Source organism: Streptomyces sp. NPDC034670, assembly GCF_055574875.1.
Window position 1 is genome coordinate 83371 of record NZ_JBVITR010000015.1, and the last position, 12657, is coordinate 96027.

The 12657-nt window shown below is 72.4% G+C and carries 13 protein-coding genes; 2 read left to right on the plus strand and 11 right to left on the minus strand.

Annotated features, from left to right (window positions below; all coding sequences use genetic code 11):
• The first annotated feature begins 21 nt into the window (after positions 1-21).
• The gene (locus tag ACZ56B_RS13645) at positions 22-978 is read left to right on the plus strand and encodes a ribonucleotide-diphosphate reductase subunit beta (RefSeq protein ID WP_468789545.1); all 957 of its coding nucleotides are present in this window, start codon (positions 22-24) and stop codon (positions 976-978) included.
• Positions 979-1049: 71 nt separating this feature from the next.
• Here the strand turns inward: ACZ56B_RS13645 and ACZ56B_RS13650 are convergent, their stop codons facing one another.
• A complete protein-coding gene (locus ACZ56B_RS13650; RefSeq protein WP_468789467.1) occupies positions 1050-1307 on the minus strand; it encodes a hypothetical protein in 258 nt (85 codons plus the stop codon).
• A 93-nt stretch (positions 1308-1400) separates the two neighbouring features.
• Here ACZ56B_RS13650 and ACZ56B_RS13655 point away from each other — a divergent pair, with 93 nt between their 5' ends.
• Entirely contained in the window at positions 1401-2363 is a 963-nt protein-coding gene (locus ACZ56B_RS13655; protein WP_468789469.1) for a GlxA family transcriptional regulator, read from the plus strand.
• Positions 2364-2383: 20 nt separating this feature from the next.
• Here ACZ56B_RS13655 and ACZ56B_RS13660 read toward each other — a convergent pair whose 3' ends face one another.
• From ACZ56B_RS13660 to ACZ56B_RS13705, 10 genes are all read right to left on the minus strand, one after another.
• Complete coding sequence (locus tag ACZ56B_RS13660) at positions 2384-3754, minus strand: bifunctional albaflavenone monooxygenase/terpene synthase (protein ID WP_468789471.1); 1371 nt, start codon at positions 3752-3754, stop codon at positions 2384-2386.
• Positions 3751-4836, minus strand: coding sequence for an epi-isozizaene synthase (cyc1, locus tag ACZ56B_RS13665; RefSeq protein ID WP_468789473.1), 1086 nt, complete (start codon positions 4834-4836; stop codon positions 3751-3753). The genes ACZ56B_RS13660 and cyc1 overlap by 4 nt, the downstream gene beginning before the upstream one ends.
• A gap of 294 nt (positions 4837-5130) precedes the next feature.
• Positions 5131-5781, minus strand: coding sequence for a peptide deformylase (gene def, locus ACZ56B_RS13670; RefSeq protein ID WP_468789475.1), 651 nt, complete (start codon positions 5779-5781; stop codon positions 5131-5133).
• A 78-nt stretch (positions 5782-5859) separates the two neighbouring features.
• Positions 5860-6840 (minus strand): tetratricopeptide repeat protein, encoded by a 981-nt coding sequence (locus tag ACZ56B_RS13675; protein WP_468789477.1) that lies wholly within the window; start codon positions 6838-6840, stop codon positions 5860-5862.
• 148 nt (positions 6841-6988) lie between these two features.
• Positions 6989-8353: an HD-GYP domain-containing protein gene (locus ACZ56B_RS13680; protein WP_468789479.1), complete on the minus strand. Its 1365-nt coding sequence runs from the start codon at positions 8351-8353 to the stop codon at positions 6989-6991.
• Positions 8266-9615 (minus strand): HD-GYP domain-containing protein, encoded by a 1350-nt coding sequence (locus ACZ56B_RS13685; RefSeq protein ID WP_468789481.1) that lies wholly within the window; start codon positions 9613-9615, stop codon positions 8266-8268. Before ACZ56B_RS13685 ends, ACZ56B_RS13680 begins: the two co-directional genes overlap by 88 nt.
• Before the next feature lie 174 nt (positions 9616-9789).
• Positions 9790-10119, minus strand: coding sequence for a mycothiol system anti-sigma-R factor (gene rsrA, locus ACZ56B_RS13690; protein ID WP_468789483.1), 330 nt, complete (start codon positions 10117-10119; stop codon positions 9790-9792).
• On the minus strand, positions 10116-10805 hold the full coding sequence (gene sigR / locus ACZ56B_RS13695; protein WP_468789546.1) for an RNA polymerase sigma factor SigR: 690 nt from the start codon (positions 10803-10805) through the stop codon (positions 10116-10118). The genes rsrA and sigR overlap by 4 nt, the downstream gene beginning before the upstream one ends.
• A gap of 269 nt (positions 10806-11074) precedes the next feature.
• The gene (locus tag ACZ56B_RS13700) at positions 11075-11818 is read right to left on the minus strand and encodes an alpha/beta hydrolase family protein (protein ID WP_468789485.1); all 744 of its coding nucleotides are present in this window, start codon (positions 11816-11818) and stop codon (positions 11075-11077) included.
• Position 11819: 1 nt separating this feature from the next.
• A complete protein-coding gene (locus ACZ56B_RS13705) occupies positions 11820-12635 on the minus strand; it encodes an SOS response-associated peptidase (protein WP_468789487.1) in 816 nt (271 codons plus the stop codon).
• Positions 12636-12657 lie beyond the last annotated feature (22 nt).

Here is a 12657-nt window from a genome sequence, read left to right on the forward strand (position 1 = left end):
TTCGAGCTCACGCTGCGCCCCATGCGCTACCCCGACTTCTACGAGCGCTACCGGGACGCCATCAAGAACACCTGGACCGTGGAGGAGGTCGACCTCCACTCCGACGTGGCCGACCTCGCGAAGCTGAGCCCCGCCGAGCAGCACCTGATCGGCCGGCTGGTGGCGTTCTTCGCCACCGGCGACTCGATCGTGGCGAACAACCTCGTGCTGACGCTGTACAAGCACATCAACTCCCCCGAGGCGCGGCTCTACCTGAGCCGGCAGCTCTTCGAGGAAGCGGTCCACGTCCAGTTCTACCTGACCCTGCTGGACACCTACCTGCCCGATCCGGACGACCGGGCGGCCGCCTTCGCGGCGGTGGAGAACATCCCCTCCATCCGGGAGAAGGCCGAGTTCTGCTTCAGGTGGATGGACTCGGTGGAGAAGCTCGACCGGCTCGAGACCCGGGCGGACCGCCGGCGCTTCCTGCTCAACCTGATCTGCTTCGCCGCCTGCATCGAGGGACTGTTCTTCTACGGGGCGTTCGCCTACGTCTACTGGTTCCGCAGCCGGGGCCTGCTGCACGGCCTCGCGACCGGCACCAACTGGGTCTTCCGGGACGAGACGATGCACATGTCGTTCGCCTTCGACGTGGTCGACACCGTCCGCAAGGAGGAGCCGGAGCTGTTCGACGAGCGGCTGGGGCAGCAGGTCACCGACATGCTGCGGGAGGCGGTCGAGGCGGAGCTGCAGTTCGCGCGCGACCTGTGCGGTGACGGGCTGCCGGGCATGAACACCGAGTCGATGCGGCAGTACCTGGAGTGCGTCGCCGACCAGCGCCTGGTCCGGCTGGGCTTCGCTCCGGTGTACGGCTCCCAGAACCCGTTCTCCTTCATGGAGCTCCAGGGCGTCCAGGAGCTGACGAACTTCTTCGAGCGGCGCCCGTCCGCGTACCAGGTCGCCGTGGAGGGCACGGTCGACCTGGACGAGGACTTCTAGGGGTTCTCCGCCCTCCGGGGGTCCTTGGCCCTCCGGGGTTCTCCGGAGGGCCGGCCGGACGCCGCCCCGCCTCACGCCGCCCGCGCGGTGCGGTGCGGGGCGGTGTCCCGCGGGGTGCGGGACGGCGTGGCGTCCCGCGCCGTGCGCTCCGGCGCGGCGGGGGCGCCCCCGCGGGCCGGCGCGACGGGACGGCCCGTCTCCGCCCGCCTGATCTGCCGGTCGATCCACCGGTCGCGCACGATGCCGGTCACGGCGGGGAGGACCATCAGGACCAGCAGGCCAAGAACGGCCAGCATGCCGAACAGTGCTTGCAGGTGTGTCGTATCCATGGACACCACTGTCGCGCCGTACGCTCCTTACCGGCAGTGGCAGGACTGCCGTACACCCTCGATTTACTGCCACGGACGGGGCACACTGGAGCCATGCTCCGGAACGTGGCCGCCGTCCTCCTCGACGGTGTGAACCCCTTCGAGCTCGGCGTCGTCTGCGAGGTCTTCGGCACCGACCGCAGCGACGAGGGCCTGCCGGTCTACGACTTCGCCGTCGCCTCGGCCGAGGGCCGCGCGCTGCGCAGCAACACGGGCTTCACCCTCCAGGTCGAGCACGGCCTGGAGCGCCTGGAGACGGCGGACCTCATCGCCGTGCCGGCCGGCGCCCGCTACGAGTCGCGGGACTTCCCGCCCGAGTTGCTGGACGCCCTGCGCCGGGGCGTGGACCGGGGCGCCCGGGTGCTCAGCGTCTGCTCCGGGGTGTTCGTGCTCGCCGCCGCCGGACTCCTCGACGGCCGCCGCGCCGCCGCCCACTGGCGTCACGCCCAGGACCTGACCAGGCAGTACCCCCATCTGACCGTCGAGCCGGATGTGCTCTACGTCGACGAGGACCCGGTGATCACCTCCGCCGGCACCGCCGCCGGCATCGACGCCTGTCTGCATCTGGTGCGCAAGGAGCAGGGCCCCCAGGTGGCCAACAAGATCGCCCGGCGGATGGTGGTGCCCCCGCACCGCGACGGCGGCCAGGCCCAGTACATCGAACGCCCGCTGCCGCGGCCCGGGGGCGACACCGTCTCCGAGGTGCTGGTGTGGATGGAGCGGCACCTCGACGAGGAGGTCACCGTCGAGCAGCTGGCCGCCCTCGCCCACATGTCCCCGCGCACCTTCGCCCGCCGCTTCCGGCAGGAGACCGGGACCACGCCCTACCGCTGGATCCTGCGCCAGCGCGTCCTGCTGGCCCAGCACCTGCTGGAGGCGACGGACGAGACGGTGGACGCGATCGCGGGCCGCACCGGCTTCGGCGACGCGGCCGCCCTGCGCCACCACTTCGTCCGCACCGTGGGGACCACACCGCACGCCTACCGGCGGACGTTCCGCGGCCCCGAGGCCGCCTGAACGCCCGCCGGCGGCCGGTCTCACCGCGCGACCGGCCTCAGCAGCAGCCGGTTCGGGCGCAGTGTGATGCCGACGCGCGTGGTGCTGTCCGAACCGGCCGCCCGCTCGAAGCGGAACCGGGTGGCCGCCGCCGCGGTGATCAGCGTCAGCACGGCCATCGAGAAGTGGTCGCCCGGGCACTTGCGGTTGCCCACGCTGAAGGGCCGCATGGCGTATTTCGGAACGTCCTTCGAACGTTCCGGACGCCACCGGTCGGGGTCGAACTCCAGAGGGCGCTCGTACGACTTCGGGTCGCGCTGGATCGCGTACGGGCTGTAGACGATGTCCGCCCCGGCCGGAATGCTGTAGCCACCGAGTTCCGTTTCGGTCACCGCCCGGCGGGTCAGAATCCAGACGGCCGGGCGCAGACGCATTGCCTCGACGACGACATTGTTGGTGTGCGTGAGATCGCGGACGTCCCCGAATGCCACCGGGCGCCCACCGGTCACGGCTTCCACTTCGTCGCGCACCTTGTCCCCGTGTTCCGGGTGTGCGGTGAGCAGTTCGAGCAGCCACATGATCGTGGACGCGATCGTCTCGCTGCCGGCCGTGAGTATCGCGACCACCTGGTCGTGAATCTCCTGTTCCCCCACGGGGTCCCCGTCGTCGTCCTTCGCCTCCAACAACAACGTCAGCAAATCGTCCGGCTTTTGACCGGATGCGCGGCGCTCGGCCACGATCTCGTCGACGAGGAGATGCATATCGGCCAATGCCCGGTTGAATTCTCGATTGGCCGGAAAGGGCAGCTTGTACAGCGGCCCCAGCGGCACCACCATCCGCCGGTACATCCCGCAGAAGACGGTGGTCAGGGCGGCGCACAGCCGCTCCGCCCGTCCGTCGATGAACCGGCCGCGCAGCAGACAGCGGGCCGCGACCCGCACGGCGACCCGGAAGGCCTCGGCGGTGCAGTCGACGGTCCGCAGGGAGGACCACCGCTCGGTCAGGGCGTGCGCCTCCTCCTCCATGACCGGGCCGTAGGCGGGGAGGGCGTCGAGCCGGAAGGCGGGCTGGACGGTGCGGCGCTGGCGCCGGTGCAGCGGGCCGTTGGCGGTGGCCACGCCCTCCTTGCCGAGCAGGCCCTCCAGGGACTCCCACAGCGGGCCGGAGATGATGTAGTCGGGACTCAGCGCCACCGCCCCGGTGAGGGCGGGGGTGGTGACGGCGTACACCGTCTTCGGTCCCAGCTTCAGGCGCACGACGTCGCCGTGGTCACGCAGCCGGGTCATGAAGGCGAGCGGGTCGCGGACCAGCTCCCAGCCGTGGCCGAGGACGGGGACACCGCCGCCGGCCAACGGCGGGACACGCGATCCGGTCGCCGCGGACGCTCCGGGTTCCACCGACTCGATGGTCATTTCCCACCTGCCGCTTCGTTGTCGACGTACGGGGGCGTGGACCGGTCGTCCCAGCTGTCGACCCGGTACCGACCGGACTCGTGGTGAAACCAGTAGACGGAACTGAACCAGTTCCGCATGTTGCCGAGGCAGGAGCGCACGGCGGCGCTCATTTCCTTTCCTCGCACCGTGCCGTCGTCGAGGCCGTCGGCGAACCGTAACGCCTCCTTCTCCACCTCCAGGAATTCGCTGATGCATTCCTCGACGCGGCGCCTCACTTCCACGACGGCTTCTTCGAGCGTCAGTCCTTCGTGAGCGACGAGACTGATTCCCAGATTGTGCACCTCATTGCCCGCTATTTCCTTCGGAAGTGAGCACAGGTCGTTGTACCAGGCGGCGAATTCCTGACTGAGCAGCGCCGCCCTCCGATAGGCCGGGTTCTTCCGCACCGCGTCCGGGAGTTCACATCCCGCACTGGGTTCCAGGAGATCGGTCCAGATCCAGTGCGCGAAGGTCAGCCGGCGAAGTTCCAGATACTCCTCGACGGTGGGGACGATTCCCTCCGTGCGGTTGTGGAACTCCCGGTCGTACGCCTCGATCACCGCGTGGAAGTGTCGTGCGAACCGGGCGTTCCAGGTGCCGGACAGGAAGGCGTACAGCCGCTGCACGCTGTCCGCGAGCCCCGCCACCACCGGGTCCTCGTGACCCAGGTGGTCGGCGGGGCCGTCGAGGGCCGAGTGCAGCCGCTCCTTCAGCCTCCGCCAGGCGGCGGGGCGGCCGTGCACGATGTCGCGGTCGTGCCGGTCGTCCCAGACGAAGAACCACGCGCTGTAGTCCGCTATCGCCTGCAGGACCTCGTCGGGGGCTCCCGTGTAGTAGCCCGCCATGAGATCGGTGTAGCACAGCTTGTCGGCGTGCTCCTCCACCTTGTCGGCCGCCATGAGCCGCTTTTCGAGCAGCCACGTGCGGGTCGTCACCTGGAGCTTCGGCCAATACGGGTGGAGTTGACGGGGAAACGCCGCCTCGATCACCGGAAGGGACAGCGCCGGTGGAACCGCGATGGTGGTCGGTGTCGATGTGGTGCCGTGTGTCAAAGCATGCACGAACAATCCCCTCTCAGCCGCCAGTTGCCGCACGCGCCCGCCCCCCGCACCACGCGTGCGCCGGTGCACATCCCCGTACCTCCATTCAGCACCACAACTGACCGTTCTGGGAATGGATTTGCCTCTTTCACTGCCCCCGGTCGCCGGGATTCCCCCCGGCGTGTCTGATTCGGGATCAGAACGGGCCGATACGGCATCGAACACATGACGGACAGACGAACGGCGCCCGGTCCGGGGACGAGCCCGGTCGGGCGCCGTGCGGGCTGAGGGGCGGCGGCCCCGGCGGCCGGGGCGTCAGTCGTTGGCGACCACGGGGTAGCGCGGCTCGTTCTCGGCCATCTGCCGCAACGCCTCCTTGCGTTCCCGCTTGGACAGCCGGTCGATGTAGAGGGAGCCGTAGAGGTGGTCGGTCTCGTGCTGCAGGCAGCGTGCGAAGTAGCCGGTCCCGCGCACCTTGACGGGGTTGCCCCACTCGTCCTGACCGGTCACCTCGGCGTAGTCGGGGCGGGCCAGCGGAGCGTACGCGGTGGGCACCGACAGACAGCCCTCGTTGCTGTCGTCCAGCCGGCGCTTCTCGGCGGGCAGTTCGACCAGCTTCGGGTTGCAGACCACGCCGACGTGGCGCACGCCCTCGTCGTCCGGGCAGTCGTAGACGAAGACCTTCAGGTCGACGCCGATCTGGTTGGCGGCCAGGCCCACGCCCTCGGCGGTGCGCTGGCTGGCGAACATGTCGTCGACCAGCCGGCGCAGCTCGTCGTCGAACTCCGTGACGTCCCTGCACTCCTTGTGCAGCACCGGATTGCCGACGACCGTGATCGGACGGGAGGTGCCGCGCTCGCGGTAGGCGGCCTCGCGCTCCTCGCAGTCCTCCGTGTCGATGACGTACCCCTCGTCGTCGACGGGGAGCACGCCCGCGTGCTGCTGATCGGTGTCCTGCTGAGCCATGACCGACGTGTGCCTTCCTGGAAAACATGGGGTGTGGTGCTGATACAGGGTACGGCGACCGGTGTGCGGGCCCGCGCGCTAGCAGACCTCTTCCAGGTCCCGCCAGTCCCGTGAGTCCGGACTGTCCGCCACCCACCCGTCCAGCAGGCCCCGGACCAGCGACGCCGGCGCGGCCACGCCGCACTCGCGCTCCGGCACCCACGACTGCCCGTCGGTGCGGTGGCCGAGCGGCCCCGGGTGCCCCGGCTCGCTGTGGTCGTGCGGGTCGAGGTGCTCGCCCTCGCCCTCGTCGGACGGCATCCGGGACTCCGAGCACATCCGGCACAGCAGCCGCACGGAGGACGACCAGTCCTCGGCGGCGAAACCGGCGTCGGAGGCCAGCTGCTCCAGCGCGTCCCGGTCGGCCTCGGACGCGGCCTCCAGCAGCACCACCCAGGTCGGCACCGGGGAGGGAGCCCACAACTCGATCTCGTCGAAGACCGGGTAGGTGTGCCCGGCGGCCGTGCTCCGCTCCCCGTGCGGCACGCCGTCGTGCAGCACGACCTCGCCCCAGCGGCGCCCGGAGGACGGCAGCGGGATGGACAGCACCTCGATCCGGGCGGGGTCGAGCCGCCGCCCCCACACGACCTCGGCCTCCCCCTCCGGGGACAGCCGTACGGCCGCGCTGCCCAGGTCCATGCCGAGGGGCTCGCCGGAGTCGGTGGCCGGGCCGGGGACCTTGAGCCCGTAGGCCTGCCAGGCCCGCCGGGCCAGCGGCCAGTCCTGCAGGGCGGTGGCGGCGATGCCGACGTTCCACCAGTCGGGGGCCCCGGTGTCCCGGTCGAGCAGCGCGACCGCCCGCAGGCCGGCCGCGCGCGCCTGCTCCCAGTCGTGCCGGAACTTGTGCAGCAGGGCCAGGTTGAACCACGACTCCGACAGCCAGGGTTCCAGATCGGCGGCCCGTGTCAGCAGCGCGCCCGCGTCCTCGTACCGGCCGTCGCCGATGAGCGTGAACGCGCGGTCCGTGGCCTGCCGCCAGGAGGCGGAGGGCCGGTGCCGTCCCTTGCCGAAGATCCTCACGATTCCCGCCTGCCAGTTCCGTGCGGTGGGCTGGCCGTGTCTTTCCGCGCCCCCGGACACCCTCTTCCTCGCATCCAACCACGTACGGCCGGAGAGGCGCTCATTACCCATGGGTTACCCATCCCCGGGCGGGGTCAGACAGTCCCGTTCACGGCTCCGGCCCCGCCCGGCCGCCGGACGCACGCGGTGCTCGACTCCGGTACCCACGTACCACCTCCGTGTTCCGCGACAGCACCCGGGCCAGCGCCTCGACCACCTCCGGGGCGTACTCCCCGGCGGTCGCCAGCCGGAGTTCCTCCAGCGCGGTCAGCGGCCCGCCCGGCCCTCCTTCCCGGGACTTCTCCTCGTACGCGTTCACCACCCGGACGATGCGCGCGGCGAGCGGCTGCTCCCGGTACGGGTCGGCCTGCCGTTCGACGATCCGGGCCACCCGGGGGTCCACCCCGGTCTGGCGCACGACCGCGCCGCCGAGCAGGGCGATCCGCCGCTGATCGGCGGCCGGCAGACCGGCGGTGGCGCCCGCGGGGACCGGGTCGACGAGGCTGAGCTGGCCGATGTCGTGCATGAGGGCCGCGTACTCGAGCACGGTCAGCTCGGGCTCGGTCAGCCCGAGGTCCCGGCCCACCGCCTGGCCGAGCGCCGCGACCCGGTGGGCGTGCCCGGCCGGGGTGTACCCGGCGATCTCGGTGGCCCGCGCGAGGGAGGCGATGGTCTGCCGGTAGGTGGCGCGCACGGCGGCGTACCGCCGGTAGGACAACTGTGCGAGCAGCAGCGGTACGGAGAAGACGGGCAGCGCCCACAGCCCCACGACCGCGACCCCGAGCGCCATCACCGCGCCCGTCGCGACGACGGCGGCCCCGATGCCCGGCACGGACCGCAGCTCGTCGCGCAGCATCGGCGGGAAGGGCCATCCGGTGCGGGAGCGGGCCAGCGCGGCGGCGAGCACGGTGTCGCACAGCGCGGTGAGGAGGAGCAGGGCGAGCAGCAGCAGCGCGTGGGCCGGCCCGCTCCAGTCGTCGAACGTGCCCCGGCTGTACAGGGGTTGGAAGCAGACGGCGACGAAGCCGACGGTCAGCACCCGGCGGGCCAGCGGGTCGAGGGTGGGGCCGTGGCCGCGCCCGACGTGCGGCACGCTGCCGAGCAGCGAGGCGGCGAGCACCACGGTGACGACCTGGGCGGCGCCGTGGTGGGTGGGCCGGCCGCCGGCCTCGCCGAGCAGCGCGTACGACAGCGACCCGGCGGCGGCGAGCGGCGCGGCCTGCCTGATGCCCGTCCCGTTGCGCCGGGTGAGCTCACCGACGGTGACGAGCAGTCCGAAGGCGAGGGCGGTGCCGCGTTCCTCGACGCCGTGGTGGAGGGTGCTGACCAGGGAGCCGGCGGCGAGGACGGCGGCGCACGCGTGGACGAGGACGTGGAGGCCGGGCCTCACCGTCGTGCCCCGGGCCGGCCGGTGACCGGGGCGGCGGGCGCGGGCACGGCGCGCGCGTCGTCGGCGGTCACCGCGGGACGCCATCCGGCCCGGCCGATCACCTGCACCAGGGCGGCCACCATCCGCGGGTCGAAGTGGGACCCCGCGCACCGCTGGAGCTCCTTCAGGGCCACGGGCACGGGCCGGGCCCGGCTGTAGGAGCGGGTGGAGGTCATCGCGTCGAAGGCGTCGGCGACGGCGACCACCCGTGCGGACTCCGGGATCTGACTGCCCGCCAGCCCGTAGGGGTAACCGGTGCCGTCCAGCCGCTCGTGGTGGTGCAGCACCGCCTCCCGGGCCTCGCCCAGGAAGGAGATCCCCCGCACCATCTCGTGCCCGTACTCGGGGTGCAGTTCGATCACCCGCCGCTCCTCGGGGGTGAGCGGGCCGTCCTTGGTGAGCAGCCGGGTGGGCACGCCGAGCTTGCCGACGTCGTGCAGGATGCCCGCGAACCGCAGCACCTCGACCCGCTCGTCGTCCATCCCCAGCTCCCGCGCGATCATCATGGACGCCTGCCCGACGCGCTCGCTGTGCCCGCGGGTGTACCCGTCCTTGATGTCGACGGCCTGGACGAGCGCGCGGATCGTCGCCTGGTGCGCGGCCCGTTCCCGGTGGTACTGGGCGAACGCCCACCAGGAGACGCCCATCGGCAGCAGCACGAGCAGCGCGGCCACGGGACCGTAGGGGCTGCGCCACAGCAGGGCCATCATGAGTCCGGCGAGGCCGTGCACGGTGATCGGTGCCAGGGACCGCAGGAACAGCCGCCACCGGGCGACCGGCCCCGCCGCCCGTTCCCCGCGCCGGAGCGGCACACCCGCCGTCAGCGCCGGGACGGCGCCGTCCAGCAGGGTGAGCACCAGGCAGAACACCAGCACCGCGGCCCCGGCCGTCCCGAGCGCGAGCGGGACGTCGCAACCCGCCACCGCCTCCCGGCCGCCGGCCGCCCGGTGGACCCGGCTCGCGGCCCACACCGCGAGCACCAGCCGGCCGGCCCGCCAGAGCCGCCGGACCGGGTACGGCCGCCGCGCCAGGGGCACGAGCAGCGCCCCGGGCAGGACGGCCAGCGCCGCGGCGGACGGCGGCAGGACGAAGGCCCCGGCGAGCAGGACGGGGTAGAAGGCGCCGCCCGGGTGCGGGGTGCCGACGAGGCGCGACCGGGCGAGGAGTTCGCAGCCTCCGTACAGGGCGGCGAGCAGGGCGACCGCCCACCAGAGGGCGGGGGTGTCCGGGAGGGGCAGCAGACAGGACAGGCCCGCCAGGGCGACACCGGCGACCAGCGCACGGGCCCGTCCCGGTAACGCCTCCATGAGCCCCTCCCCGACCGTGCCCGCCGTGCTCGACCCGCCCCGCCTGTCAGGCTCTGGAGCCTAGGACGGCGAGGGGCGCCGCCACGGGTCGATGACCCGCGGATTAGCACGTACGAGTGACGGCGACCCCCGTGCGGGGCGCTCGCGGGCCCCACGGGGACGCGGGCCGGGGCGTCAGGACTCCTGTGGTGCGGCCGGTGCGGCCGACGGCGCCGGTGCGGCGGTGACGTCCTGCTCGGGCACGGCCTGGCCGGAGCGGATCAGCTCGATCCGCCCCATGACCTTGGACCGCAGGTCGCCCGGCACGTCGTCGTGCCCGCAGCACCGCTTGACCAGCTTCTTCACGGCCTGCTCGAGCCCGTACTTCTCCAGACACGGCGAGCACTCCTCGAAGTGCTGCTCGAACTTCACGCAGTCGGTGTCCGGCATTTCACGGTCGAGGAACTCGTAGAGGTGGTCAAGGACCTCGCTGCAATCCGTCTCGTGCGGCTCTCCGCAGCTCATGACCCCGAGCCTTTCGCTTCGTTCGACTCTCCGGCGCCGGCCGGGACCAGCCCGCGCTCGCGGGCGTAGTCCTCGAGCATGCCGCGCAGTTGACGACGGCCCCGGTGCAGCCGGGACATCACCGTGCCGATGGGTGTCCCCATGATGTCGGCGATCTCCTTGTAGGCAAAGCCCTCGACGTCCGCGAGATACACGGCGATGCGGAACTCCTCGGGGATCGCCTGGAGCGCTTCCTTCACGTCCGAGTCGGGCAGGTGGTCCAGCGCCTGCGACTCCGCGGAGCGCAGACCCGTGGACATGTGCGACTCGGCACGCGCGATCTGCCAGTCCTCGATCTCCTCGGCCGCGCTGCGCTGGGGTTCGCGCTGCTTCTTGCGGTACGAGTTGATGAAGGTGTTGGTGAGGATCCGGTACAGCCACGCCTTGAGGTTGGTGCCCTCGCGGAACTGGTGGAAGGACGCGTACGCCTTGGCGTACGTCTCCTGCACCAGGTCCTCGGCGTCGGCCGGGTTGCGCGTCATGCGCAGCGCGGCCGAGTACATCTGGTCGAGGAACTCGAGCGCGTCCCGCTCGAAGCGCGCGCTGCGCTCCGCGGCCGACTCCGCGCCCGTGCTGCTGCCCCGGCCCTCGGGCTGCTCCGCCTGGCCGTGTTCGGTCCCTGCGTCGGTACCGGGAACCGGACCCACCTCCTCCAGAGTTGTCGTGAGACCGAGACCGGTCCCACCCGAATCGGAGGATAGACGACGATCCGGTCCGCCCGCCGCCCGAACGGGGACGGTCCTGGCCGCGTGCAGCACGGTCCAGTCGAGGTCCGCGCGGCTGCTGCGCCCCGGGCAGAAGGTGGAACCCATGCGGGGACTTCCTCTCCTACGACGGCGGTGCCGGTGACCGGCACGTACGTCCGCCTCAACAGCGCGGGGGGTCCGGGCATTCCCGGCCCCGCGCCGAGGGGTCCTCACCCGAGGGAGCCGGTCCACCGCACGACCGCGTCCGTGACGACCGCCACGGCCTCCTCCTGTGTGACGCCCGCCCGCCCGGGCACGGCGAAGCCGTGATCGCCGTGGGCCACCTCCACCAGCTCGTACTCCCACCCGTCCCCCACCACCACCCGCGCACCGCCGCCCTGCGGGCGGCCCCGCTCCCACCCGGGGAACTCCCCGGGCCTGCCGAACGGGTCGTTGCCGCCCTGGACGACGAGGGCGGGCACCCCGGCGCCGAGCAGCTCGTCGGCGCGGGACCTCTCGGGCCGGCCCGGCGGGTGCAGGGGGAAGCTCAGGGCGAGCACGGCACGGGCGCCCAGCTCGCGGGCCGTGCGGCAGGCGACGCGGGCCCCCGCGCTGCGCCCGCCCGCGATCACCGGCAGGCCGGGCCCGGTCAGCGCGGGCCAGACGCCGCGCCAGCCGGCGTCCAGGGTCTTCGGCGCCGGGGCCACCTTCTTGCCGGCCACGCGCCAGGGCTGTTCGACGAGGGCCACGGTCACCCCGTGGGCGGGCAGGACGCCGGCGAGGGCCTTCAGGTCGCGGGCCTCGATGCCGCCACCGGCGCCGTGGCCCAGCGCCAGCACCAGGCGCGCGCCGCGCCCGGCACGGTGCCAGGTGACGCGGGCGGGGCCGGCGTCCGTCCCGACGGTCTCGGTGCTTCCGGCGGGCGCGACGGGGCCGGTGGCCGCGCCGGGGGCTTCGGGGGTTTCGGGGGTCACGTCAGAAGAGTGTGCCCTCCTCCGGCGCGGCCAGCTCCGTCAGCAGCTCCGGACCGTTGTTGCGGACGTTGCTGACCGTCGTGGCGACCGGGTAGGCGCGCATCAGTCCGGGGGGCGGCGGGGCGAGGAGGCCGCGCACGTCCTCCGCCTCCGTGCGGGAGGGGTCCAGCCAGCCGTCCCAGCGGTCCGGCGTGAGCATGAGCGGCATCCGCGGGTGGATCTCGGCCAGGGTGCGCGGGCCGTCCTCCGGGGACGCCGCGAGCGGGCTCGTCTCCGCCTCGGTGGTGATGACGGAGCACGTCGCCCACCAGGCCCGCGGGTGGTCGTCCGGCAGGGTCCGGTCCCGCCAGAACTCGTACAGCCCGGCCATCGCGAAGACCGAGCCGTCCGCCGGCGTCACGAAGTACGGCTGCTTGCGGGGGCGCTTCTTCTTCCCCTCGACCTCCAGCTCCCGCTCCTGCCTGCCGGTGACCCACTCGTAGTAGCCGTCGGCGGGCAGGATGCAGCGCCGGGTGGCGAAGGCACGCCGGTAGGACGGCTTCTCGTGGACGGTCTCCGCGCGTGCGTTGATCATCCGGGCCGCGCCCTCGGGCGTCTTCGACCACGAGGGGACCAGGCCCCACTTCAGCCTGCGCAGCTGCCGGACCGGCCGCGGGTCGTCCACGTCCTTCAGGGGGCGGTCGAGCACGGCGTAGACCTCTTTGGTGGGGGCCACGTTGTAGTCGGGTCCCAGGGTCTCCTCCGGCTCCCACTTCTCGATCTCGAAGATTCCCGCGAGTTCCTCGGCACTGCGACTCGCTGCATACCGTCCGCACATACGTGCAACACTGCCAGACTCC